The organism is Candidatus Mycoplasma haematohominis (assembly GCF_902712995.1).
Lineage (GTDB): Bacteria > Bacillota_I > Bacilli_A > Mycoplasmatales > Mycoplasmoidaceae > Eperythrozoon_B > Eperythrozoon_B haematohominis.
In genome coordinates this window covers 124,481-151,064 of the sequence record NZ_CACTIB010000008.1, presented here as the reverse complement: position 1 = coordinate 151,064, position 26,584 = coordinate 124,481, and the positions used below count along the sequence as shown (strand labels likewise).

The 26,584-nt window shown below is 30.7% G+C and carries 21 protein-coding genes and 1 tRNA gene; 3 read left to right on the top strand and 19 right to left on the bottom strand.

Features of this window, described 5'->3' with window-relative positions; all coding sequences use genetic code 4:
- Positions 1–64 precede the first annotated feature (64 nt).
- Positions 65–1,048, top strand: a complete 984-nt coding sequence (gene nrdF, locus H6411_RS01505; RefSeq protein WP_246307718.1) for a class 1b ribonucleoside-diphosphate reductase subunit beta — start codon at positions 65–67, stop codon at positions 1,046–1,048.
- A gap of 9 nt (positions 1,049–1,057) precedes the next feature.
- Here the strand turns inward: nrdF and H6411_RS01500 are convergent, their stop codons facing one another.
- The 13 genes from H6411_RS01500 to dnaK are packed head-to-tail and all read right to left on the bottom strand — an operon-like array spanning position 1,058 to position 15,500.
- Positions 1,058–1,849, bottom strand: a complete 792-nt coding sequence (locus H6411_RS01500; RefSeq protein ID WP_216082878.1) for a hypothetical protein — start codon at positions 1,847–1,849, stop codon at positions 1,058–1,060.
- Between the two features lie 9 nt (positions 1,850–1,858).
- Positions 1,859–2,104 carry a hypothetical protein gene (locus H6411_RS01495; RefSeq protein ID WP_216082877.1) on the bottom strand — a complete coding sequence of 82 codons (246 nt, stop codon included), beginning with the start codon at positions 2,102–2,104 and terminating at the stop codon, positions 1,859–1,861.
- Complete coding sequence (gene rpmF / locus H6411_RS01490) at positions 2,043–2,180, bottom strand: 50S ribosomal protein L32 (protein WP_439647231.1); 138 nt, start codon at positions 2,178–2,180, stop codon at positions 2,043–2,045. The genes H6411_RS01495 and rpmF overlap by 62 nt, the downstream gene beginning before the upstream one ends.
- 56 nt (positions 2,181–2,236) lie before the next feature.
- Positions 2,237–4,399 (bottom strand): hypothetical protein, encoded by a 2,163-nt coding sequence (locus tag H6411_RS01485; RefSeq protein WP_216082875.1) that lies wholly within the window; start codon positions 4,397–4,399, stop codon positions 2,237–2,239.
- 55 nt (positions 4,400–4,454) lie between these two features.
- Positions 4,455–5,021: an aminoacyl-tRNA hydrolase gene (gene pth / locus H6411_RS01480; protein ID WP_216082874.1), complete on the bottom strand. Its 567-nt coding sequence runs from the start codon at positions 5,019–5,021 to the stop codon at positions 4,455–4,457.
- On the bottom strand, positions 4,984–5,838 hold the full coding sequence (locus tag H6411_RS01475) for a 5'-3' exonuclease (RefSeq protein ID WP_216082873.1): 855 nt from the start codon (positions 5,836–5,838) through the stop codon (positions 4,984–4,986). The genes pth and H6411_RS01475 overlap by 38 nt, the downstream gene beginning before the upstream one ends.
- Positions 5,838–8,711 carry a DNA polymerase III subunit alpha gene (gene dnaE / locus H6411_RS01470; RefSeq protein WP_216082872.1) on the bottom strand — a complete coding sequence of 958 codons (2,874 nt, stop codon included), beginning with the start codon at positions 8,709–8,711 and terminating at the stop codon, positions 5,838–5,840. Before dnaE ends, H6411_RS01475 begins: the two co-directional genes overlap by 1 nt.
- Entirely contained in the window at positions 8,712–10,175 is a 1,464-nt protein-coding gene (lysS, locus tag H6411_RS01465) for a lysine--tRNA ligase (protein ID WP_216082871.1), read from the bottom strand. It lies immediately after the preceding gene.
- 54 nt (positions 10,176–10,229) lie between these two features.
- Positions 10,230–11,885 (bottom strand): DNA polymerase III subunit gamma/tau, encoded by a 1,656-nt coding sequence (dnaX, locus tag H6411_RS01460; RefSeq protein WP_216082870.1) that lies wholly within the window; start codon positions 11,883–11,885, stop codon positions 10,230–10,232.
- The gene (locus H6411_RS01455) at positions 11,858–12,682 is read right to left on the bottom strand and encodes a TIGR00282 family metallophosphoesterase (RefSeq protein WP_216082869.1); all 825 of its coding nucleotides are present in this window, start codon (positions 12,680–12,682) and stop codon (positions 11,858–11,860) included. Before H6411_RS01455 ends, dnaX begins: the two co-directional genes overlap by 28 nt.
- A gap of 2 nt (positions 12,683–12,684) precedes the next feature.
- The gene (locus H6411_RS01450) at positions 12,685–13,185 is read right to left on the bottom strand and encodes a ribonuclease R (RefSeq protein WP_246307717.1); all 501 of its coding nucleotides are present in this window, start codon (positions 13,183–13,185) and stop codon (positions 12,685–12,687) included.
- A 14-nt stretch (positions 13,186–13,199) separates the two neighbouring features.
- Positions 13,200–13,688 carry a ribonuclease R gene (locus H6411_RS01445; RefSeq protein ID WP_216082868.1) on the bottom strand — a complete coding sequence of 163 codons (489 nt, stop codon included), beginning with the start codon at positions 13,686–13,688 and terminating at the stop codon, positions 13,200–13,202.
- Between the two features lie 15 nt (positions 13,689–13,703).
- Positions 13,704–15,500 carry a molecular chaperone DnaK gene (dnaK, locus tag H6411_RS01440; RefSeq protein ID WP_216082867.1) on the bottom strand — a complete coding sequence of 599 codons (1,797 nt, stop codon included), beginning with the start codon at positions 15,498–15,500 and terminating at the stop codon, positions 13,704–13,706.
- Between the two features lie 236 nt (positions 15,501–15,736).
- On the opposite strand from dnaK, the gene H6411_RS01435 reads away from it, so the two are divergent.
- Entirely contained in the window at positions 15,737–16,561 is an 825-nt protein-coding gene (locus tag H6411_RS01435; protein ID WP_246307716.1) for an RluA family pseudouridine synthase, read from the top strand.
- On the opposite strand, the gene H6411_RS01430 is transcribed toward H6411_RS01435, so the two are convergent.
- On the bottom strand, positions 16,541–17,239 hold the full coding sequence (locus H6411_RS01430; RefSeq protein WP_216082866.1) for a hypothetical protein: 699 nt from the start codon (positions 17,237–17,239) through the stop codon (positions 16,541–16,543). The genes H6411_RS01435 and H6411_RS01430 overlap by 21 nt on opposite strands.
- Positions 17,240–17,257: 18 nt before the next feature.
- Positions 17,258–17,333, bottom strand: a tRNA-His gene (locus H6411_RS01425).
- A 77-nt stretch (positions 17,334–17,410) separates the two neighbouring features.
- Between H6411_RS01425 and H6411_RS01420 the strand changes: the two genes are divergently transcribed.
- The gene (locus H6411_RS01420) at positions 17,411–18,340 is read left to right on the top strand and encodes an L-lactate dehydrogenase (protein WP_216082865.1); all 930 of its coding nucleotides are present in this window, start codon (positions 17,411–17,413) and stop codon (positions 18,338–18,340) included.
- A 37-nt stretch (positions 18,341–18,377) separates the two neighbouring features.
- Here H6411_RS01420 and H6411_RS01415 read toward each other — a convergent pair whose 3' ends face one another.
- The 4 genes from H6411_RS01415 to H6411_RS01400 form a co-directional block, all read right to left on the bottom strand.
- Positions 18,378–19,034: a hypothetical protein gene (locus H6411_RS01415; protein ID WP_216082864.1), complete on the bottom strand. Its 657-nt coding sequence runs from the start codon at positions 19,032–19,034 to the stop codon at positions 18,378–18,380.
- Between the two features lie 140 nt (positions 19,035–19,174).
- Positions 19,175–19,825 (bottom strand): hypothetical protein, encoded by a 651-nt coding sequence (locus H6411_RS01410; protein ID WP_216082863.1) that lies wholly within the window; start codon positions 19,823–19,825, stop codon positions 19,175–19,177.
- Between the two features lie 169 nt (positions 19,826–19,994).
- The gene (locus H6411_RS01405; protein ID WP_216082862.1) at positions 19,995–23,348 is read right to left on the bottom strand and encodes a coiled-coil domain-containing protein; all 3,354 of its coding nucleotides are present in this window, start codon (positions 23,346–23,348) and stop codon (positions 19,995–19,997) included.
- A gap of 6 nt (positions 23,349–23,354) precedes the next feature.
- Complete coding sequence (locus H6411_RS01400) at positions 23,355–26,327, bottom strand: hypothetical protein (RefSeq protein ID WP_216082861.1); 2,973 nt, start codon at positions 26,325–26,327, stop codon at positions 23,355–23,357.
- Positions 26,328–26,584: the final 257 nt, after the last annotated feature.

Here is a 26,584-nt window from a genome sequence, read left to right as displayed (position 1 = left end):
AATTGTTTTAAAAATAACAAACCGTAAAATTTAATCATAGTGAAAATTAAATCTCTTATCAGAAGTGATATTTAAAAGCAAAAAACCTGTCTTTACTGGCGTAAACTGAAACAAAATAGACGATACGTATTCAAAAGCGTTTTGAGACCAAAACGTTAGACAATTTTGAATTGATGAAGAAATACCTCTTAGCGGAGACAAGATAGTCTGAAATGAACTGTCTGAAGATGAAAGAGATGTTTACAAAAAAGTACTAGTAGGATTAACTCTTCTAGATACTCACCAAGGAACTATAGGGATGAACAGTATAGCTAGCGCTATAGAAAGTCATCACACTGTAGCTGTTCTTCAATTCATGGCCATGATGGAACATATGCACGCCAAAAGTTACTCTTCTATCTTCTCAACTCTATGCACTACAGAAGAAATAGACGAACTATTTGCATGATCAGAAAAACAAATTCACTTACAAAAAAAACTATCTATAGTAGTCAAATACTATGAAACTATAGAAAATGAAGAAACACTTTACATGGCAATGGTAGCATCTGTTTTCCTAGAAAGTTTTCTTTTTTACTCCGGTTTCTATTACATTCTCCTCCTTTCAGGAAAAGGATTAATGGTCAACAGCGGAGAGATAATAAATTTAATAATTAGGGATGAAGCCATACACGGTGTATATATAGGACTTTTAGCAAACGAAATCTACAAAACTTGAAATCCAGAAAAACAAGCTATGTTTGATAAAAAAGCTAGAGAACTACTAAAAGAACTGATGGAAAATGAAATCGAATATACGAAAGAAATATATACCAAAATAGGATTAGTAGACGAAGTAAAAAAATTTTTAGAATACAACGCCAATAAAGCGTTACAAAACTTACAACTAAAGGAAGAATATGATACAACAGCTGAAGATATCAGCTCAATAGTATTTAACGGATTAAAAACAACAACTAAAAATCATGATTTCTTTAGCTCTAAAGGAAATGGCTACATAAAACCAACAAAAATAGAAGAAGTTAAAGACGAAGACTTTCAGTTTTAAAAAACTTTCTTATCTTCAAACCCTATCAGCAGTATTCACAGTAGTATATCCCGTTAAATCGTAAAAATTCATTGCTCTAAATTTAATAGCCACGGAAGAAAAAATAACTCCAATAGCTAAAGATAAGAATCAACAGAAAAGATGTGAAGCTATCAAGAATCTAATACTAAATAAGTTAGAAAAATCGTCTGTCTCAAATTTAGTATAGGGATTGAAGTTAGTTAGGATTCCATAAGTAGGGAATATATCCCCAAGCAAACTAATAAAGATATTTCAAGAAACTCACAATATCTCATATAGATGAAGAACCAAAATCAAATTCTTGGTCTTAATAGGAATCAAATGTCAAAGATTCTTCTTTTTATTTAAGAAATAGAAAAATATAAGAAAGAAAAAAGGAGTAACAGTATGATTTCATATTGAAAAAAATACAAAGACAAATGATTGCTCCATATTCTCAGGAGAAATCAAAAAACTACCTAAATCAATGTAATAAATAGGAAACAACAAGATTCAAAAACCCAATCCAGCAAATCAAATTAAAGTAGCGGCAGCTAAAGGTAAAAAATTAGTTCTAAAAACTCTATGATTAGGATTAACGCAGTATAAAGCAGCTACGAAAAAAGCCAATAAATTACTCTGACAAGTAATTTTTCCTAATTGTTCAATTAAAGCCTTAAAAGAAAAATTAATTGAGATACTTACTAATAATTCAAAAAAGAAAATTAGTCCAGCTAAAAAAGATAAAAAGCCCGCTAATATATCTTTCTCTATAGCCTTATTTCTAAAGATTATGTACACCTCCTAAAACTACAGAACCAAACCACAAAAAATTATTCCTAGTATTATTGCGGCTATTGTAGTTACAACAATTAAAACCGAAGATTTAAGTCTTTCAGTGTCTTTGTAATTTCTTCAAAAATATTGCTTTATCTTATACTTCCTAAAAAGAGTAGAAAGTCTCTCAGACTCTTTCTCCTCTTCCTTTGTAGTCTTAATAACTACCTCTCCTAATAATTTCTTTTCCTTTGTAGTATCCGCAACTGCAGACTGCATGTGATCTAATATACTTAGAACAGTTTGAGCAAACGCCCAACTGAGTAGGCGTTAATGCTACATGAGAATTCCTCATTTTCTTTCTAGATTTTGAAACTCTCCTAGGTGAAACTGCCATCCTATCAATTAATTTTACATAATTTTAAATTTCAGAAATTTAGATTTCAAAATAGGAAATTTCTTGATAAGCATCAGGAAAGAAGTTAAAGTGAATATAGATCCAGCACCTCACATAATTCCATTTTCAATACCTGAATAAGAATTTTCATCCTTATTTTTCTTATCTTTATCTAGCTTATTAGACACATTCTCTAAATCTACTGTGTATCTTTTGTAAGGTTTTTCTTTCATTGATTTGAACCTATCAATTCTTTCTGATGATTTTTCAAGGGTTACATCAATCAACATACGAGTTTCTGAAACATCAGCAATCTCAAATTTGTAGTCTGATTTTTTAAGTCCTGCGCTTGCTGAATATTCATTTAAGTAAAACAAATCAGAAATCTGATCATATTTACTTAAGTTACTCTTCAAAACAGGAAAAACATCTTCAGTATTAGGAATAGTTATGTTCTGCCTCTTAACCTCCCAAGCCTTTCTATTAACAATATTGACTAAAGCAGAATCATGAAATTTAGGATATTCAATATCTAACTTAATATTTGAATTAGAAAAATAATTTAAGAGTCTAGGTTTGTATTTAATCATTCCCCAAAAATAAGAAGGAACATCAGAATATCTTTCCTTTAATTGACTTTGAATATCTTCTATATTTTTTCCCTCTAAAGAAATTCCATCTAAATTAGGCATTCTCTGCATATCATTCAAGTTATATGTATGTCTCTTATTGTTAAACAAATAACTAATTTGCGCAGTTCCATCTCAATCGTTGATCCAACCTCTAATATCCAATTGTTTAATTGCATCAGAAGATGAACTAAATTTATATTTCTCATTATCAAAAGTAAAAACAAACAAAGAATTTAATTTTTCAACATCTAATAATTCAGAAGGGAACAATTGATTAGCTAAATTTACATCAAAATAAACATCATCAAATATCTTAGATTTGATGGCCAAATTATCTAAATTAATCTTGTATTTATAGCTCGTAAAATCTACTAGAGAAACCTTATTTTTATCACTCGGAACAACAGATAATGAAGCTTGAGAAATGACATTTTTGTTACTAGACTCAACAAAAACAGCCTTGTCTTCTAATACATCTTTGAACTTAAACTCTTTTTCTTGTTTTTTATTTCCATCAAAATAAGAAACCTTGAAATCTAGATAAGAAGATACCTTTAAAAAATTAACAAGTTGAGTATTTTCTTTATTATTCCCAGATTCTTTCAATTTCTGAACCAACTCAGAAAACTCATTTAACTTAAGCTTAAATTTACCCTCTTCAAAAACTAAAGAAAAAACATCATCATAATTTACAAATCAGATATGGTTATCTTTAGAGTTCTGAATTAAGTTTCTGCTCCTTCCCTGATTCTCTAATAAGTGCCCAAGAATGAAATAATGTCAAGATTTTTTTCAATAATTAGTTTCAGTATATTTATAGGCGACATAAGGAGTAGACCATAAAGTTTTTTGACTAGGAAAATTTATGTTGTACCAAGCAATATCTAACTGTTCACATACACCTTCAAATCCCTCTTCTTCAAAATAAAAATTTTTTATCTGAGACCTATGATAATTTCTAGTAGCAGAACTACATTTAGAACTATGATCTATATTTACTCCTGATGTATATAAATTCTCAAGAGTCTTTTTGTTAGACTTCAATTTCCCAAAAGAAAGTTTTCAAACTTTATTATCTTCATCGCCTTTATCAAAATAGAAAGAATAGAAATCAATCTTAGAAGAGTGTTTGTGAGAATAATCAAGATAAATATTCTTCGCTATAGGAGTAAAAATATCTTTCTTTGTAAGATCTAATCTCAGAATATCTTTTAAGTTTGTTCTTCCATTGTTATTAGTCCAATCTATCCTATGATCTCTATGATGTTTTTCTTTCTGGTACTCTCTATTTAAAAATCTAGTCTTATTTAAATACTTGATATTTTCTAAACCGTGATTGTTTGAACTACTTTGATCTCTGTGTAACTTCTGATCAAAAATTAATATTTTGTTATCGAAAGAATATTCATCTATGAATTTGTATGAGTCATGATACCCATAATAGGTATCATAAATATGCAAATCAACAGGTATCTCTAAATTAGAAGTAGAATTGTAATTATTCTCCCCCAATAAAGCAGACAACAAAGAAATTCAATCAACCATAAATCGAACAACATTTAATTAATGTCTTCGATTTTTAAATTTGGAATAAAAAAATTTATCTGTTGTATTTATTCTGCAATTCAGATATGTTAGCTCCATCTATAAAAAATTCCATAGCCTCAAAAATAGTCTGATAAAGACTGCCTATATTATCCATCGTTTCTTCACTCATATTTTCCAAAACATAATCAGAAATAACAGTTGCTTTTTCTCTAGGCCCAATCCCAACTCTAAGCGTCAAAAAATCTTTACCTCCTAACTTTTCTATTATGTTCTTAACCCCATTATGTCCTCCTGAATTCCTGTTAATAGAAAATCTATATTTACCTTCTGCCAAATAAAGATCATCGTACACAATCAAAATATCTGAATTACTAATCTTGTAAAAATTTTTAAGACTACAAACAGCATTGCCAGACAAATTCATATAAGTAATGGGCTTAAAAAAAATAACAGAACTACTCTTGCAAACTAAACCCTGATGCTCAACCCTCCAAACAACAGAATCTCCAAACTTATTACTTAAAAATTCAACAAAACTATCAACAACTATAAAACCAACATTATGTCTCGTATTTTCAAACTTACTCCCTGGATTTCCTAGACCCACTATCAGTTTCATCTACTTTATTACTAAAAAATTCATAATTTTTAAGGTTATTTGATAAGTCTATATTCCTAACTAATAAAGCTAATTCTAGAAAAGTAGAAACAGTTTCTTTATTGTCCAATAAAGTCTGTTTTTGCTTAGGTTTCAAATCATCTAAATTTTTATAGAGATTGTCTATATCTCCATATTTAATCAACCAAGATGTAGCCGTAATCGGTCCAATGCCCGACAATCCCTTATAGTTATCAGAAGAATCTCCAGATAAAGCTTTATGAAAAGGAATTTGATTAGGCTTCAAACCATCATTTAAAGATTCAAAATTCTCTTCAGTATGCATAACAAAAGGTTTCATAGGTTTAAACAAACAAACTGAAACATACTTTCCCACTAACTGCAATAAATCTCTATCAGTAGAAAAAACTAGCGTTTTCACCTTACTAGAAGAAAATATTTCGATAATAGTAGCTATCACATCATCGCCCTCATAAGGAAAAGGCGCATCGACAATCACAAAGCCCTCTTTAATAAACAAGTTTCTAATCTTATTTAAGTTATTTGCCAAAGGAATTGGCATAGAAATCCTGTTTGACTTATATTCACTAAATTTCTCTCTCCTGAAAGTCTTTCTACTACTATCAAAAGCAACTACACCATACTTATATTTACCTCCTGTTGCAGCTATATTCTTAATAGTCCTCCTTATTGCCTCCAAAGTAGCTGCAAATTCCTTTTCAGCCTTAATCTCTTCCTTGCCTTTCTGGGTAGCATAATAAGCCCTATACATAATTGAATTTCCATCCAATACAATTGCTTGAGCTTCAAAATCCATTATTTAATAACCCTAATTTTTAAAGCTTTAAAAAAATCTTCTGACCTTTCAACATCAACTATTGCAGGTTTATTCTCAACCGCAGCTTCTTTCAAAGCATTTCTTAACTTTTCATCTCCAAAAAAAGCGATATCTGGTGAAGTATAAAAACCATCTGCCAACTTCAATCAAACAAAAGGAATATCCTTAAATGTCCTTCTCTCTTTAACGGCAACCACAAAACCTATATATTTTTCAAAAAAAGAACCAGATTTCTGCCTGATTAAAGTATTTAATCTCTTTAAATTTGAATACTTTTCAAATATTTTTGACGGTATTCTGTTCTTATAAAAATTAATCCCTAGAAGAATATTTTTATACTCTTTGTACTTTTCTATAACTTCTTTATCAGGAGAGACAGGGATTAAATTTAAATCAAAAAGAGGTTTCTCGTTTTTTATATATATTGTGTGATCATAAATTTCTTGCAAATTTTTTTCTCAATAATACTCACTTTCAGAATTTGCGAAAAGAATATTGAAATAGCCAGCTCTTATTAACAACTTAAGATTCTCTAAACTTACTCCAGCCTTTATAAATTCTTGTATTGCTTCTAAAGCATTTGACTTATTAAACTCAATTTTTCCAAACTGTTCCTGAAAATCAGAACTTAAACCAACAATCTTATTGAGTGGAAAATAACAAACACAATCTATAAATCTAAATTCATCATACAAAGACTTACCATAAGAAGGCAAAGCAATAGAAAAGTTCCTCTCCTCCAACTCAAACAAACATTCTTTACTCATAGTCAATGACATAAGTTCAGCATAAAAAACCTCTGGATAATAAGTCTTAATTCACATCAATCTATAAGAAATCATTGCATATGCCACAGCATGTGATTTATTAAACCCATACTTAGCAAACTTAGATATAGACTCCCACATAACATCAATTTCCTCTTTTTCAAAATTCCTCTCAGCCTTCTTGAAAAATCACTTCTTAACCTCTTCTTCCTTCTCTAACAACTCTCTTCTAAAAGTATCTGCTTCGCCAAAAGAACAATAAGTAACAGTTGAAACAAGCTTCATCAATTGCTCTTGATAAATCAAAAAACCATAAGTGTCCTTCAACATCTTCGAGAAAATATCCGCTTTCTCATCTATAGCTACTAATCCTTCGTGATATCCCTTTTTCTCCTCTGTAGATTTCTTAGCCAACAAAGCAGGAATCTGATCAGAAGCTCCTGGTCTATAAATACTTGAAATCAAAGCCAAATCTAACAAACAAGTAGGTCTATAGTTCTGAATTAAAGATCTAATCTTAGGATTTTCAAATTGAAAAATAAAGGCATTTCTTCCCGAAATAATAGTTTCATAAACCTTAGGGTCATTTAAATCAACTGTCTTTCAATCAACATTAATCTTGCTCTCCATATTACTCAAACCGGTCAAATACTGAAGAGCTAAAAAATCAAACTTAATTAACCCTAATTTCTTTAATTCATCTGCATCTCACTGAGTGCTCTTAAGAGAAAAAGAATTTATTAGAGGAACAAAATTAATCAAAGGTTTAGAAGAAATAATAACTCCAGCAGCATGAACAGACAAATTCTTGGGATAATCCCTGATTTTCTTTAAATGCTCCCTAATTATTGGATAGTTAATTAAAAGTGTTCTAATAGGATTTGGAAGTTTAAAAATCTCATCAAGATTCAAATTATTTCCATATTCCACAGAATTCAAACTATTAATACACTGATCAATCTCAATATCCGAAACTTCATAGACCTTTGCTAACTCTCTAATTGAATTCTTTATCTTGAATGTCTGATAAGTGGCTATCAAAGCTACATGATCCTCTCCATATTTATTCTTTAGATACTCAAACAATAAATCTCTTTTGTTATTAGCTAAATCAACATCTATATCAGGAATAGTAGATCTGGTAGCATTTAAAAATCTCTCAAAATAAAGTTCATATTTAATAGGATCTATCTCTGTAATATCCAATAAATAAGCTATTAAAGAACCACAAACTGATCCTCTACCAGGCCCTACATATACTCCATTATTCTTAGATCATTTAACTGCATCATGAACAATCAAAAAATACTCACAAAATCCTTTATCTATGATTACTTTCAATTCACTCTCCAACCTATCCCTATACTTAGTTTTGTTTTCAACTTCTAACTTCTCAAAACTCTCCTCTAATATTCCTCTTATTATCTCTTCTGGATTATCAAAAAAATTTAAAGTATCCCTCTCAGAATCTATTTCATACTTACTGCAAGACTCCAATATCTTGTAAATATTCTTTACCTGTTTAGACTCCAAAAACGACTTATCCAAAGGAAAATCCAAATAATCATTTACAAACTGTGAATTCAAAGATAATTCTTTAGAAATAACCGTATTATTAGCTATTGCCCTCAAAACACAAAAAAACTCAAAATCATCAGCTTTTAAAAACTTATTCTCCCTTATATAAACTCCATTCTCTTCATCAGAATTAGCTATATATTTATCCTCCCCTCATTTTTCAAAATGATCTTGACCATCCAAATGAATCAATATAAGATTCCCTGGTTTCAAATCTTTTGGATTTTTACTATTAACAATCCTCAATAATTCCTTGTATCCTTCCTTATTCTTAGCCAGAAACAAAATAGAAGAATTCTTATAGTTCAACTGCAAACCAAATACAGGTATTAAAGATTTTCTATTTGCTTCTCTATAAAAACTTGCTCAAGCATGTGCATTTTCGAAATCAGAAATAACCACATACTTATGATCCTTAGAAACTGCATAATCAACTATCTCTTGAATAGTTAAAGCAGAACTAAGAAAAGAATAATTAGATTTAGTTAATAAAGAAGGTACTGACAATTAACTATTTTTCTTTATCTGAGGAATAAAAATTACATCTTTAATAGATTTTTGTTGAGTAAACAACATAACCAATCTATCTATCCCTATCCCAATTCCTCCTGTTGGAGGCAAACCATACTTCAAAGCAAATAAATAAGATTCATCTACACCAAAAGCCTCCTTATTCCCATCTATTTTTTCTCTTTTCTGTTTTTCAAATCTCTCCCTTTGATCATCAGGGTCATTCAACTCTGCAAAACCATTAGAAAACTCTTTTCCTCCTATGTAAAGTTCATATCTAAGAACAAAATCTTTATTGACTGGATCTGACTTAGCTAAAGGCGAAACATCCTTATGAAAACAATATACAAAAGTCGGCTCCATTAATTCACCTTCCACTAATTTTTCAAATAATTTAGTAAAAATATGACCAACAGTTTTCTCAAATGGCTCTAATTCAATTAAATATTTTTTAGCTCAATAAAGCGCATCATCTAAAGTTACTTCATCTCTATAAAAATCAATTTTCGTTTTTTCTTTAACTAAATCCGTCATAGATATTCTTTTAAAAGGTTTAGAAATATCTATACTTTTCTCTCCTATAAGCACATCTTTAATTCCCAACTTATCAGAAACATAATGTATTAAATTTTCAGTTAAATCCATAACATCCTTCAAACCATAATTCATCGTATATATCTCTATTGAAGTAAATTCAGGATTATGAGTAGAATCAATCCCTTCATTTCTAAATACTTTTCCTATTTCATATACCTTAGAAAAACCAGCAATAGCTGCTTTCTTCAAAGATATTTCAGTTGCTATTCTTAAAAAGAAATCTTCTTTCAAAGCTTCAAAATGAGTTACAAAAGGAACAGCATTAGCTCCTCCATAAACTTGCTCCAATATAGGAGTCTCAAACTCCACATAACCCCTACTATTCAGGTACTCTCTAATTTGAGAAATAATTTTCGATCTAGTTAATAAATTATTAAAAAACTGTTGATCAATAAGAGCTCTACCTACTCTATTTCTAACTTTCAATTCTTCATTTTGAATTCCATAATATTCGCTAGGAAAAGGATTTAAACACTTAGAAACTATCTTGAAATCTTTAACTTTCACAGTAGGAATTCCTGTCTTAGTCTTAAAACAAGATCCTTTTACATAAATAACATCTCCAATATCTAAACAACTTTTGAAACACTCCAACAACTCTTTAGAACAATCTTTATTAGATACGTAAACTTGCAATGAATCTCATCCATCTCTAACATTTAAAAAACTTTGCCTAATAGAAACCACTCTACCAATAAAAGAAACATTTAAATTATTTAAATCGTAGTCACTTAATTTCTTAAACTTTTCTCCTATCTGAGCAATAGAAAAATCACATTCAACTTTCTCTAAAGAATACGGATCTAAATTATTCTTTTTAAGACTCTCTCACTTCTTTCTTCTATCTCGCTCTTGATCGTTCATTAAAAATCTCTACTATCTAAATAAACACATAATTCCCCAACTATTTTATTTTTACTACTCTGTCAAAATCTTTAGCATAGTTTCAAATTTATCATTCCCGTTTAAAAGAGAAAATGCTTCATTAATCTTCGATTGATCAACAGTTTTCATCTCCTCTTTGTACAGCAAAATCTGCTGCGTAGTAGTCCCTATTCAAAAGAAATTTCCTATAAATAAGTTATTTAATTTATCAACATATTCCGGTTTCTTTTTCAGTAATTCATTAAATGCATCTGCATCTTTCTTTTCCTGAAAAATAAAAATTACTGTTCTATTTGTACTAGCTAATAAATTCTTAGGAAAACAACATTTTTTCAACAAAACTTCTTTCAAATCCGCAGGCAAATCATTTTTGTTTTTCAATGCGCAATATGTTTCATAGTTATGAGCAGAGATAGTTTTATCTTGATTCTCTTTTTTAATTCCATACATAAACTTATATTTCACATCTTCTGGAAGAGATAAATCATCTGAAGAATTAACAATCTCTCCGTTTTTAACCGGGAGAGATTGTTGTTGGAGAGATTGTTGTTCAAAAGGCAACATATGTAAAACAGCTATCTTTGCTCAATCGCCTTTTGAATAAGCAAAGTTATACCTATCTACTGATCTATTAACAACATCACACAATCTAAGATAATCTATGCCCTTAAAAGCAAATTTATTTACTTCTTCCAAACTAAGTATCTTCAAAAGATTACTATCCCTAGTTAATTCATATATGTAAATATCCATAAATATTCCTAATATGGAAACAAAATAATTCAATAAATTCTTGCTATGAACCACTGATTTCTCAACCTCAACAATTAATTGAGACTTAATATCCTCAGAATTAGTTAGGTAACAATCTACCAATAAATTCAAAAACTTCAATTGATCATCTTTATTAGCAAGAGCAAATACAGTTTCTATATGTTTAACATCTACCTCTTTTTCGCTATCAGAAGTTAAAAATACTTGTTCTATCAAAGATAAACATTCTCTTGCAGAGCCCTGAGATAGTCCAACCAATAACTTCTTAGCTCCATCAACCAATTTCCTACCTTCTTTTTCAGCAACTAAATCAATTAACTCAAACAACTCTTCATCACTCAACCTAGAAAAACTATACTTCTGACATCTAGAAAGAATAGTTTCAGGAATCTTTGAAATGTTAGTAGTTAAAAAAATAAAAATTACATTTTCTGAATACGGCTCTTCTATCGCTTTAAGTAAAGCATTTCATGCAGCAGAACTTAAGTTATGGCACTCATCAATTAAATAAATTTTCTTACTCAAATCAAGGGGCATATATTGACTATTCTGTGTCAACTCTCTCACATGCTCAACTCCACTATGTGAAGCAGCATCCACCTCATAAATATCAGTAGTTCTTGCTTCATTAATCAACTTACAAGCCTTACATTCATTACATACATCTCCCAGCTTTTCAAAATTCTTACAATTTCAAGCCTTAGCAAATATTCTTGCTAAAGAAGTCTTACCCGTACCATGCGAACCATAAAAAAGAAAGGACTGTAATAATTTCTCTCTCTTAAAAGTCTGTAACAACAGGGTCTTTACTACATTTTGCCCTATTACTTCTTTGAAAGTCTTAGGTCTATATTTGTTATAGAGATTTATATTCTTATTCTCCAACACTAATAAATATTGCTTTTGCCTAGTCATTCAAATCCTTCTCTAATAATCAAAGGAGTTATCTTAGACATTCTCTTTTTATCCTCATCAAATTCAAGAATAACCGAACACAATTGTTTAGGACCCTTCTGAACCTCCAAAGTAAAACTAACCGAAGGATTAAAAAATTTGTTGATAATTTCATCTTTTTTACCTCCTATTACTCCATGAGCGGGGCCAGTCATTCCTACATCGCACACAAAAGCTGTTCCTTCTTTAGTGATACAAGCATCATTAGTAGGAACATGAGTATGTGTCCCCAATATAGCATCTACCTGCCCATTAAAAGCTCACAGAAAAGCATATTTTTCAGAAGTAGTTTCGGCGTGCAAATCTACTATATGTACATCCGGTTTATCAACAGCTTCCAAAAGATTTTTCATAGAAACAAAAACGTTCTCCTGCATATGTTTGAAATAGACACTATTTCCTAGTAAATTAGTAATTCTTATCTTCAACCCTTTACAAACAAATAACTTTGAACCTAAACCAATATTAGAGTGAGCAAATTCTTCTTTCAAATTATGAGGTCTAACTACATTAGACATCTCCAATACAGGCAAACCTTCTTTCTTAGCCCAAGTATGATTTCCCATAGTAAAAAAATTAATTCCATAACTACTAAGTTGACGATATATCTTCTCAGTTATACCTTTTCCATGCGCTGAATTCTCAGCGTTAGCAATAACTAAATCTATAGACTGTTCCTCTATTATCTTTTTTAAATTAGTAGCGAGAACAGATCTTCCTGAAGAACCAAATATATCTCCAATGAAGAGTATCTTCATTCTTATGAAATGTTAGGTGGACTTAAAACTTCTTTTACCTTTACATCTATAAGAGCAAATTTAACAAATTGTTTTTTATTTGTAACCTTAAGTTCAACAAACCTAACATAGTCGCCTGATTTAGCTTCTCCTATATTTTTCTTATGTACAAAATAAGATGATTTTCTATATTCATTCCTATGACTCTTAATAGTTATGAAACCATTTCCATCCTTATCTAAATCTATATATCCTTCTCCCTCAACTCCTGTTTCTTCATAATCTAAGTAATCTATAAAGTACTTTCCAAACCTATTTTTTCCTACAAGATATTTAGACATTAATTCATCTAAAGCAAAATCGAATTCTTCTTTTTTAACATACAAAGAACTTCCTTCTTTGTATGTATTCCTCATATCGTTAAATACCTTATGCATAAGAATATTTAAGGGCATTGTCCTAGAGTCATTCTCTAAGACTTTGACGATTGAACGTTTTAAACCTTCTATTAATTCCTTATCCAATTTCTGATGTCTATTTAAAGAGCGATTTTTGGTTTCGGCAATACCTCTTTAACCGCTGCATCTTTAAAAGAAAAATCTCTTGGTTTTGTATTATTTAATCCAACAAATCTAACATAATCCCCAGTTTTAGATGATCCTATATTTTTCTTATGTACAAAATAAGATGCTTTCTTATATTCTCTATAGTTTCTTTTGACAGTTATATAACCATGCCCAGTAAAAAAATCTACTTCTAAATACCCCTCTCCTTCAACACCTGTTTCTTCATAATCTAAATAATCCAAATAATACTTATTATGTTTGGTTCTTCCAACTCAATACTTCTTAAGTAATTCATCAAGAACTACTGAAAAATCCTTATGAGTTACGTAGACTGAAGGATGCAACTCTTGTATCTCTTTAAAGACCTTATGCATCATAAAGTTTAGTGTCATAGGTCTTGGATCACTTTCCAAAACTTTAACTATTGAATTTTGTAAATCCTCCTTGAGCTTGGGATCCATCTAAACAGTGGAGCTCTATTCTACTTCTGCATCAACCACCTCCGCATCCTTTGTTTCATCCCCTTGTTGTCCGGAATCACCTTCTGAGCTGCCATTATTTTTAACTAACTCTTGGCTTAACTTCCTAATTGCCTCCATTTGTGCTTTTAATTCATCTATCTTCTCCTCTTTTATCAGATTTTTAAGATTATCAATTAAAACCATTGCGTCTTTCTTTTGGTCTTCAGTAATTGCACTATTTTCATTCAATTGTTTTTCCACTATAGAAATTCATGCTTGTGCTTCATTTTTAACCTCAACAGCTTCTTTAGCCTGTTGGTCTTTCTCAGCATTTTCTTCAGCTTCCTTAATTATTCTTTGAATATCTTCATCGCTTAAACCAGAAGATTGGTTAATTGTTATTGACTTAGATTTACCTGTTCCTTTATCCTCAGCTTTTACTTGAAGAATACCATTCGCATCTATAGAAAAAGTAACTTGAATTTGTGGAACTCCTTTGGGAGCAGGAGCAATTCCGTCAAGAGTAAAAATACCTAGAGATTTATTCTGATTTGCCATTGGTCTCTCCCCTTGTACAACATGAATATCAACAGATGGTTGATTATCCATTGCTGTAGAAAAAATCTGTGTTTTTTCGGCAGGAACAGTAGTATTTCTCTTAATTAAAGGAGTAGCTACCCCTCCTAGAGTTTCAATACTCAATGTAAGAGGAGTTACATCTAACAAAAGAATATCTTTAATATCACCAGCCAAAATAGCGCCTTGAACAGATGCTCCTAAAGCAACTACCTCATCAGGGTTAATGGACAAGTTAGGATTTTTTCCAGATAAAGATTTAACCAACTCTTGAACAGCAGGCATCTTTGTAGAACCTCCAACCAACAATACTTGATCAATATCGCCCGCACTTAAATTAGATTCCTTAAGAGCATCCTCAAACGGTTTTCTTGTTCTATCCAGAAGATTCCTAGTCAAAGATTCAAACTGAACTCTTGTAACGGTCTTATCAACGTTTAAAGGTTGCCCTCCAACCATAGATATGAAAGGAAGAAGAATTTGGGTTTGTGTAACTGAAGACAACTCAATTTTTGCTTTCTCAGCAGCATCTTTAATTCTTTGAAGAGCCAACTTATCTTTACTCAAATCAACTCCATGTTCTTTATTAATCTCATCAAGTAGTCAACTCATCAAAGCTTGGTCTCAATCATCTCCACCCAGATGGTTATCTCCAGAAGTAGCCAATACTTCAAAAGTACCTTCAGACATATCAAGAACTGAAACGTCAAAAGTACCCCCGCCTAAGTCATAAACAATTATTTTTTGTTCCTTATCTACATTATTAATACCGTAAGCAAGGGCAGCGGCAGTAGGTTCATTAACAATTCTTACAACTTCTAAACCAGCAATAGTACCAGCATTTTTAGTCGCTTGTCTCTCGGAGTCATTAAAGTAAGCTGGAACAGTAATAACTGCTTTCTTAACCGGCTGTCCTAATTTATCTTCAGCATATTTTTTTATGTACTTAAGAATATAAGCAGAAATCTCTTCAGGAGTAAATTCTTTACCTATAGCAGTTACTTTCTTTCCAGTACCAATCAATCTCTTAATTGAGGAAATGGTGTCTTTATTAGTCACCATCTGTCTCTTAGCACTATCCCCAACTATTATTTCGTCTCCTTTGAAAGCTACAACTGAAGGAACTGTTCTCTTTCCATCATTTGTTTCAAGAATCTTAGGATTTCCCCCTTCAACAACAGCAACACATGAATTTGTAGTCCCTAAATCTATACCGATAATTATTTCCTTTGCCATAAATTACGCCCTATTTATTTTTAATAGAAAATATATCTTATCCTGATTTATACTCCTATATTTATAAATATTAAACCCATATTTAGCAGAATAAATATTCGTTTGCTAATTTTTTACTTTTTGTTCTTTTGTTGAAAAAGATATTTAAAAAAATTTCGGAAAAATACGACAATTATCTACTACTTAAATATCTCAAAATAGTACAACCAAATTGAACCAAAGTTTTTGCAATAAAAATGATCAGAACCAAAAATGTTCTGGTCAACAACAAAAAAACAGAAATTAATTACAAACTAAAAACAGGAGATGTAGTCGAATTCTACGGAGTGTCTAATCCAGAAATACCTAATGAAAAAAAACTAAATCTAAGCAAATTAAGACCTCTTCAAATAATTTACGAAGATGAAAAAGTAATAATAGTTTCTAAAGAAATAGGAATTCCAGTCCAAGCAGACAAACACAACAATCTAAATAACATGAACAATAGACTATTGAATCACTTAAATTGAGAAAACAAAGATGCAGAAGAACAATGAAAACCCACATTCATACACCGTCTAGACAGAAATACCTCTGGTCTACTAATAGGAGCAAAAACTTACAAAGCCTATCTAGAGTTAAACACTGCTATGAAAGTCGGAAAAATAGAAAAATACTATACAACGATAGTTTCAGGATTGATTCCATTCAAGACCAAAATAATAAAAAATTACCTACTTAAATTACCTGAAGAAAACAGAGTGCAAGTAGTAGAAGAAACCACAAAAGGTGCCAAACAAGCAATAAGTGAAGTGAAATTAATAAAACACTTAATTTCCGAAAATAACTCCCTACTCGAAGTGAAATTAATAACAGGAAGAACCCATCAAATTAGAGTTCATCTATGAAATCTAGGTTATCCAATCAGAGGAGATCAAAAATACGGGCAAGAAAAAGATAAAAAGAAATATCCTTATCCAGTCTTAACTGCCTATAAATTAATCTTTAGCGACTCATTAGAGGGAGAAAACATACAACAACTAAAAAACAAAACTTTTGAATTAAGAAATATAAGAAGTTAACTTATCATAAAACTCCTGCAAATAATCCCTAGTACCTTTCTTGAAATACAAATCATAATTCCTCTTACCGAAAGGAACAGTAATCGGTCTAGTAGCTAACTTATCTGGACTCAATTCTTCCAAAGCCTCGTCACTCTCAAACTCTTCCGGCAAAAAATCATCATCAAATTTAGAAGTCTTCTTTCTTTTTCGTTGAAATTGATAAACAGCTAATTTAAATATGAACCAATTAATAAGTAATCAACCTATTATCGGAAACACCGACAGACAAGAGATGTAATGAAAAGGCTTGATAGATGTGTAATAAGAAATAACGAATAACCAAGTAGCACAAGCAATAATCAAAGCAAAAGAAATAAGAGAGACTATATAACAAAGCAAAAAAACAAATGCGCCCATGCTAACTGCTCCTTGCAATCAAACAAGTCCATGACCTTCTAAAAAAACTTTCCTAAATAAATGAGGATTCAAAAAAAAGAAAACCTCAGAAAAAAAATTAGTATTGGAAACAAGTAGACGCTCTCTCGGATGACCAGTTATTCAAGAAACAAAAAAAACAAAAGTCAGAAAAAATAAAGCTCAAGAAAGCTTAACTCCTCTATTAAAAAGCCTCTTTTTCTTCTGTTCTTCTTCCTCTAAAGAGATTTCATTATCAGTAAATGAATCATGTATACGCATTTATTTAACAAATAAAAATGGGGCGATTAGTGGGATTCGAACCCACGCATGCCTGGACCACAATCAGGAGTGTTAACCACTTCACCATAACCGCCAGATATAGTAGTCAAAGATAATGTTATTGCGTCAAATAATGATATATAATTTTGTAGTATCCTAAAGTCAGACGACATGCCCAAAGTAGTATTAATTGGTTCAGGTGCAGTAGGGACTTCATTCCTTTATTCTGCCATCAATCAGGGATTAGCAAGTGAATACGGAATCATAGATATTTTTGAAGCAGGAAGAGACGGAAACGTTCTAGACCTAGAAGATGCTATTGCATCCGTTCCAAGGGAGTTCAAAATCTACGCTACAGATTACAACAATCTTAAAGACGTAGATTACATAATGATTGCTGCTGGTAGACCACAAAAACCAGAAGAGACAAGACTTCAAATGGTTCAAGATAATGTAAGAATTATTAAAGAAATCGCTGAAAAAATTAAAGCTTCCGGATTCACAGGAATTACATTTATATGTGCTAACCCAGTTGATGTTTTGACCTACGCCTATCTAAAAGCTACAGGATTCAGTAAATCTAAAGTAATTGGTTCAGGAACTGTATTAGATACAGCAAGACTTAGATTAGCTATTTCAAAAGACATGGGAGTGGCCACTTCAAGCGTAGAAGGTGCTTACGTAATAGGGGAACATGGTGATTCATCTGTAACAACATATTCAACTATCCAAGTAGGACAAAAACACATTTCTCAGTTAGGTTCTCAATATACAAAAGAAAACTATTCAGAGATCCTTGAGAAAGCAGTCGCAAGAAAAGCTTATGAAATTATCAACAGAAAAAGAGCTACCTTCTACGGTATTGGTGCTGCAATGGCTAAATTGTTAAGTGTTGTTTCTAGAGATGAAAAAGAAATTATGGTTTGCGGTTCTTATTTAGATGGAGAATACGGATTGAAAGATGTTGTATTGGGCGTTCCTTGTGTGTTGGGTAAGTCAGGTATTGAAAGAGTTGTTGAAATTCCAATAAATGATATTGAAAAAGAGAAATTAAATAACTCCTATAAAATCGTTTCTGACATCAACAAGCAAGCTGTATAGTTTTTAATTAACGATCATTTATATATTGCAAAAAAATCTATTCAGTTTTTTGTTCAGGAACATAATGTTGTTTATATAGTTCAATATTTTTTTCTGTCAACCAAGCAATAGGTAATTCACTAACACTTCCACTCTTAGAACAAGCTAAATAAACATCACTTCAATATTTATAGTTTTCTTCATCAGTATCTTTCTTATCTTCTCCAGTTGCTCTTCTAGATAAAGACTTAAATCAAGATCTGTCTCAATTAATAGATCTGTTTATATATCTACCATAAGCCCATTTACATTCATCTTGTAATTTCTTTACTGATTCCAATAATTCTTTTCTTTGTGCTGTATCTTTAGCTCAAGTTTTTTTATTTTCTAACGTACTTCTTGACCCCTCTTTTAATTTATTATTGCTATCAGCCTTAATAACTTGATTCTTTCAATAATCAGTTTTAAGTTTCAATTCTATAGTAGTATTAGTAGAGTCATATGTATTGTGAACCAAAGAAACTCATCTTTCCGCTCAAAGAACTCAATTCTCATCGTTAGTCTCTAAATCTTCTATTGACAACAAATTTTTATAGAATTGATCTCAAACTCTTACAGCTGTTCAATCTAGACTTTCCCCAGTAGCAACATAAGTTATTGCAGCAGTTCCAGTAATCAAAGAAACAGCATTTACAGCTATATTTATTGTTGTCATAAGAAAACTATTTATATATAGTGATGTGTGCTTTTTTGTTTTTTATAAAAAGACAATCAAAAAAATAAGTTAAGAATTAAAAAAATTAAATACTAAAGCTAAATTGATTGGTTTAACAATTATCTGTTTTTTAAAGCGGTCTAACTTTTATTCTGTGCAGTTTTATCATTCTTTTCATACAAATGAATAGAACTGCTTGATAATCAATAAAAAGGAGCAGAATTATTATCTCCTTTGTCAGAACAGCCTATGAACACATCTTTTCAATATTTATAATTCTCACTTTTATTTTCCCCGCCTTTCGTTCTTATGGATCATGAATTTAATCAAGACTTTTCCCAAGTAACATCCTTATTTATATATCTTCCGTAAGCTCACTTACATTCATCTTGCAATCTTTTAATTGCTGGTTTCAAAGTAGTTTTATATTCATCTTTTTGAGCTTCCGCTACTCTCTCTTTATCATCAGCTGCAGAAGAAGTTTTCTTACCACTTTTTTCGTCTAAAAACTTTTTCCATATATCTTGTTCAAGAACTTTTTCTTTTCAATAATCTGTTTCTATTTTTTTATTAGGTTGACTAAATGAAGAAACAACCAAATAAACCCATCTTTCAACTCACTTATCCCAAACACCTTTCTCATTTAAATCTTCAATTTTTCTTAAGTGCTCTCCAAACTGATCTCAAACTCTAATTGCATGCCCATCAGTACTATCTGTCAAGGCTCAGGTAGTTGAAACAGTACCTATAAATAAAGCCGTGAAATTAATTGAAAAACTAGTTAAATCCAAAATAAAAACCTAAGATAGACAATATAAACATAAACTCATAATTTCTAATTAATAAAAATACTCTAACTTCTGAAAGAATAGCTAAAGAAGAACAAGGTTCATTCTTCAATTTTTTAAGAATTCAGACAAAATCTTTAGATTTAATAACGCTTCCTATAAATGAAACAAACTATTCTTCATCTTCCCCAACTATCATTTCCTCTTCTAGAGGAACAGTTCCTTCTAACAAAGGTTTATCCATGTAATATTCTGCATTATCAAGTACCTTTTCAAAGTCTTTCTGTACCTCATCAAAATATTCAAGATATTTTTTAAGGTTTTTCTCAACACTTGAAGCTTTTTTAGAACACTCTTTAGAAGCATTAACAGCAGAATTGAAATTCTTATTGCAATGCTTGAAGAAAGCAATCAACTTCTCATAACTTTTTCTCATATCAGGATCGCTATAGAATGCCTCTTGTTTTTCGAAAGTTCATTCAACATCAGGCTCATATACATTGTTCAACACCCTAATAAGAGTTATCAATTGTTTAAATACTGAAATGTGAACCAACAATAAATTCATATCTTGACTTGAATATTTACTATCCAGATCTTTAAAACCTATTTTTCTAAACCCAATTTTTTCTACTTCATGAGCGTTAGTTACAAGTAGACCAAGTTGTATGGATTTCTCTGCTTTTGTGTAATAACTACACAATTGATTCATTCACTTCTTTCAATCCTCAGGAGTTATCTGAGAATCTACACCAGATAACTCCTGAAGAGAATCAACTTCTTCTTTTCTCTTGCTCTCTACTACTACCCTAAAAGTATTGCCTTTATTACCTTTAAATTCAATTAAAAAATCAGCTTTCTCTTTTGTATTAGGTATATAATGTTGAGCCTCTCACAAAATATCTACAGCTCCATTATTACTTAAATCAGCCAATACATTCTCTATTTCCAACTCTAAATCTTTACCTTTAGCAGTTTTATTTTCATTCTCTTGTTCAAGTCTCATTTTTAAAACTTGCTCTAAAGTTTTGTTATTAGCTAAATTCTCTCACTGCTTATCTTTGTCTCTTAATTCCTTATTCTCTAACCTCAAATGCTCTAATTCATTAATTCCTTGTAATTTCTCAGACATATTATGGAACGATCCATACTGTTGTTTCAATTGAACAGCAGCAGCGATTTCATCCTGATTTCCAATAGAAATCAATTGTCTGCTTAAATTATTAGATTCAACTTCTAAACTGTTTAACTTGTTTCTTATCTGATCAAAGCCACCAAACTCATTCCTTAGACTGTTAACTTTTTCTAAATCCCCAAATGATATTGAAGATTTATAGTTCTCTAGTTCTCTAATCTCATCCACAACAACTCCTGCTGATCCATATCTATTTCTTATAGGAACTCATTCTTCTAATTCCTGATTCTTCTCTCTAAGTTGATTATTCTCCAGTCTTAGTTGTTCTAAATCCTGAATCTTCTGTAATTTATTAGACATAGTTTCGAATGAACCATGTTGCTGTTTCAACTCAATGGCTCTTTGAATCTCATCTTGATTTCCTATAACTGTCAGCTGCTCTCTTAAAGATTTAGTATCTGAATCTAAATAATGAATCTTGTTTCTTATTTGTTCAAAATTACCAAACTCATTCTTCAAAGAATCAACTCCTTCTAAATCATCTTGAATTTTCTGGAAACTACCAAATCTTTCTTTTAATTCTGCTGCTTCCTCTAAATCCTTGTCTGAACCCAATTGTCTTTGCTTCTCTTCAAATCATCTATTTTTCTCTGATAAAGAACTAATCTCTTCCTTCAATTTATTTCAATTACCATAAGAATTTCTAAGAGCTACTACACTATCAAAGTCTTCTTGACCTAATAGTTGTCTATTGTTTGCATCTAACTGAGAATTTCTAACTTGAAGATCTGTTATCTGTTTTTTTATCTCTTCATCCTTATCTCTAAATTGTTGATTCTCCAACCTTAATTTCTGTAACTCTTGAACTCCCTCTAATTTCTCAAGTATGGTATTGAAAGAGCCGTGCTGTTGTTTCAGTTCAATAGCTCTTTGAATCTCATCTTGATTTCCTATAACTGCTAACTTATTAGTTAGCTCTTCCTTAAGTACACTTAAAGAATGTATTTTGCTTCTTATTTGTTCAAAACTACCAAATTCATTTCTAAGACTATTAACTTCTCCTAAATCCCCAAGAGATATTAGGGATTTATAGTTTTCTAACTCTCTAATTTGTTCTTCTAAAGCTTGTGCATTTCTAAACTTATTCTTTATAAGAGTCCAATCATTCAACTCATCTAAAGAATCTCATTTATGTTCTACTTGCTGTCAAAGTTGGCTATCTCCCTCTAAATCATTTACTCTCTCTTTTAATTTCTTTCAACTACCATAGGTATCTCTAAGTTCTATAACTTGTTCAAATTCATCTGATCCCAACAACTTCTGAGCTTGATTAGATAACTCAAAATTGTTTTTCTTCAAATCATTTATTTCATTCTCTATCTTCTCAAAACTACCATGTCTCCTTCTAAACTCTATTGCCTCTTGTATTTCTTCATCAGAACCAAATTTATTAAAAACATCTCTTAATCTTCTATATTCACTATTTTCCTCTAATCCACCAACTGGCGCACCTAAATCGCTTCTCTCTAGCCTAGAATTAATACTTGAAAAATTTCCATATTTTCTAATTAAAGATAAAGCAACATCAAACTCTTCATCAAGATTTAACTTAGCTCTCTGCATTAAGAGCTCATTCTTCTTGTTCTCTAAATCACTAATCTTTCTCTCAACAACTTCAAAACCACCATAATTTCTCTTTAACCTAATAGCATCCTCAATACTCTGACTAGATCCAAGTGAATTTCTAATATTTCTATATTCATTAACCTGATCTTTAATTTCTTGAATATCGCCAAATTCATCTTTAAGTTCAACAAATACTTCTACTTCCTCTTCAGAACCTAATCTCTTCTGTCTACCCTCTAATTCACTTATCTTCTGCTGAATACTAGAAAAACCATCATAATCATCTCTTAAATTCTTAGCAACTGATACTTCTGAACTATCTTCAAATAAATCAGAAACCCCAACTACATCCTCTATAAGAGATAACCTGCAACACTTCTCTTGCGCATCCTGTAAATTAGAAGTAGTTTCAAAATTGAAATTATTGCTTCTTTTAAGAAGTATTAAACCGTATATACCAAGTGTAAGAATACTCAGAACATAATCAATAAATCCAATAGCTCTTCTCTTAACCTCATATTTATCTGCCTTATCTTCAATTACCTGAAACCAAACAACATCCTGCCTTAGTTCACCATTTACAGCAAGACTAAGAGTTTTTAAATCTACAGAATAACTTCCAGAATCTAAAAAATGTTCTTCCTCTATATATTCACTTGACAACAAATCATCATTTACCTTTACTACCCTATACTGATCCTTATCAATCAAAAAAACTGAATAACCAGATACAGGAAAACTTAAATGGCTTTTATCTATACGCATTAAAAACTAACAACTCTTATTAACTCCTAAGATTATCTCCTCATCATAAGGATCAAGAGATTCTTCCTCCTCAGATAATCTAGCTGCACCAGTATTGTCATATGAAACAACAGTATTCAGAGATTCTCTTTTCCACATATATCTATCTCTAATAAATTCAAATCTATCTGACAAAAAGAAATAAACGAAAGTAACTAACAAGTGAACGATAACAACAGAAAGACCTACATATATTGAAATCATTCAAAAACCAGCTAAAGCACTTAAAGAAAGACAACAAATAAATCACAAAATTGAGAATCTCATCTTTGTATAAAGAATATTTCTAATATCTACTAATAGAGGTAAGTATCAAGTAGATTTAGTATGACTATCCAGACTAAACAACAACACATGATAAATAGTTGAAATAGCAAAGAAAGAACAAACAACTAAGAAGATAGAAGAACTCACAACTATTCTTGTAACAAGCAATAGAGACACAAATAAAGCAAATGAAATTAGATTATTCAACAAGAAAATAAGAGTGTTTTTAAAACCAAATCTAATAAATAGATAGATTGCAATTAAAGCTCCAGCAAATCCAACAGCCTTAAATAAATCTTTTGTAGTCTGTATATCACTAAACATATCTGTAGATTGCATATAGTAAGTTCCTGCAGCTAAATTACTACTCAATAAATTTTTAAGTCCAGCTCAATTAGATCCATGAATCAAGAAACTCTTTGTAGTTCCTGAACCAATTCCAAACTGTTGATAACTTTGTAATTGTTGAGCTATTGCAGAATCAGAAAGTTTACTTTGAGAATCAGACAAAGTTTTTCCTGACCCTAAAGATCAACTACCTAAATCAAAAGTAATTAAAGAATTATCTTTTAAGAATGAGAAAGAATTAAATCCAACTGTAAAGAAAAGAACAGTAGCCACCAATAGAACTACAGCTAAAGAACTACCAATACCTGTAAGTAACTTACAATTACCAAAACCTCTATTACATACTCTCAATAAAACATCTGAGCTAACTTCTTCAGATTGATATTTATCAGCAATAGAAGCGAACTTAGAATTTGCATATTTCAATGCCATCAAGCAACTCATAACTGATACACATAAGTAAGAAATAAGTACAAATAAAGAAAGAACAATACCAAACTCTCTTAAATGCAAAGGAGCTAAGAAAGCAATAAAAGTAGAAAACACAAACAGAGGTAAAGATACATCAGTAGCAGTAACAATTCCTCTCTTAAACACAACCCAAACATTAGACCTATCTAAAAACTCAATAGAAAAGATTTTCTTAAGGAAACTAAGAGCAAACAAACTCAAGAAAAGTGCATAAAAAACACCTATAAAAGAAGCAAATAGACCTACCAAAGATAACTTAGAACCTAAAGCAAAAAATACTCCAGCAACATTAACTGCTGACACAACTACTCCAGCAGAAAAAATAGCTCCTGGTTTTTTAAATGAAGTAGTTAAATATGCAATTATTCCTAATAAAAAAACAACTGACAATATGCTAGGCAATCACTTTTCTTGTTTATAAATTCCATACTCATTCTCATGTTGAATATCAAGTATTCTTAAAGCTTCTTTTGCTCTATCTGAATCACTAGCTGAATAAACAGCTGAAACTGTTTTTACAGTATCGTCAAACTTAAAGTTCTTAACGCTATATTTACTTACTCTATTAAATAACTCATCAAATTTAACAGTTGTGTCAGTTGACACATCAAAAATTAAATTAATCTTGTTTTTTTCTTTTTCATCGTTTGTAGTGCTGGTTTCTAGTTTCTTAATATCTCTTGCCTCATACTTTGTTTCTTGTTTCTTGTCGTCCTCTAATTTCTTCTCTTCTTCTTTCTTTTCCTCCTCCTTTTTTTCTAAATCTAAAACAACTTTCCAGTTACCTGTTTTCCCTGAAGTGATCTTAGTTACTACATGAGGTTTAAATAAAGTAATAGCTTTACTAGTCTTTTGAAATCTATTGTAAATTTGATTCAATTCATCTGTTTTTATGAATTGATCGGTAGAAGTAACTTTATTAACAACCGTAGATCAATTAGAAGGCTTTCCGTTGGTAGCAGATGTATCTACAAAAGAAGATATATAGTCTTTAGCAAACTGTTCATATCCCTCTGGCAACTCCTTCAAATTGTTTTGAATAGACTCTCACTTGATACTTTGATCATTATTTCTACTTGAGCTTTCTCCAACAATTGATTTAACAGTAGATTCAACATGCGCTCCGCTCTGATTAAAAACATAAGTCTGAAGAGCATAATTAAGTTTTAGAGTTAATAAATCCTTATCTAATCAAACAAACCAATCATTACTTGCATCTTTTTCGCTTTCCTCTATCTTATATTTGCCTTCTTCCTCGTTCATCAAGATAGAAACTTGATCTTTAAGAATGTTTTCTTTTATATTGAAAGAAATAGAAGGAATAGTAGTTTCCTTAATAGTCTTATAGGCAAAATTAGAAAGATCTATATTCTTCCATTCGACTAACTTTGTTAGCTTTGCTGAATTAGAATCTGTTTTCTTATTACCGCTTTCATCATACTCATAACCATATCTATCTATAGAAAGCTGATTTAAAGAAACATTATTAAGTCAAAGATTATTCAGATTAGGAGCTGTAGATTTATCCCTTACATGCAAGAAAAAAGTTGCTTTATCGTCTGTATAATCATCAGAAGTATTAACACTTGAATACTTAGAGTCATACCTCTTGTAATAATTAATTAATCTACCTCTATCCTCTTTAGCTAATTCCTGAATATCAGAACTAGAGCTATCTCCATCATTCTTAGTTAACTGAACTCTAGCAAGATAGTGATGTTCTATATGGGGAACAAAATCAACATTCTTGTAAATAGAATAAGCAGAAGATCCAGTTAAAGCTGTTAAAGGTACTCCAAATAAATAAGGGTTTTTTAAATTAACACTTGAAGGAAGTTTCAAAGACTTAAACATAATCAATAACTAGACTTATAAGAATTAATATAGCGCTCAAAAACAACTAACTAATACTAAGCCCTAATAATCTATTTGAAATATATAAAAACTCACCTCCTATATACATATTTACACCAATCTTTAACATAACTCCCCTAAATACTTAATTACGTATCCCTTTGATTAATTTTCTCACAACAAATATATTTCAATAATTAGCAAAAAAATAACCTCTAAAAACAATAAATAAAAATTAAAACTCAATTAAACAAAAT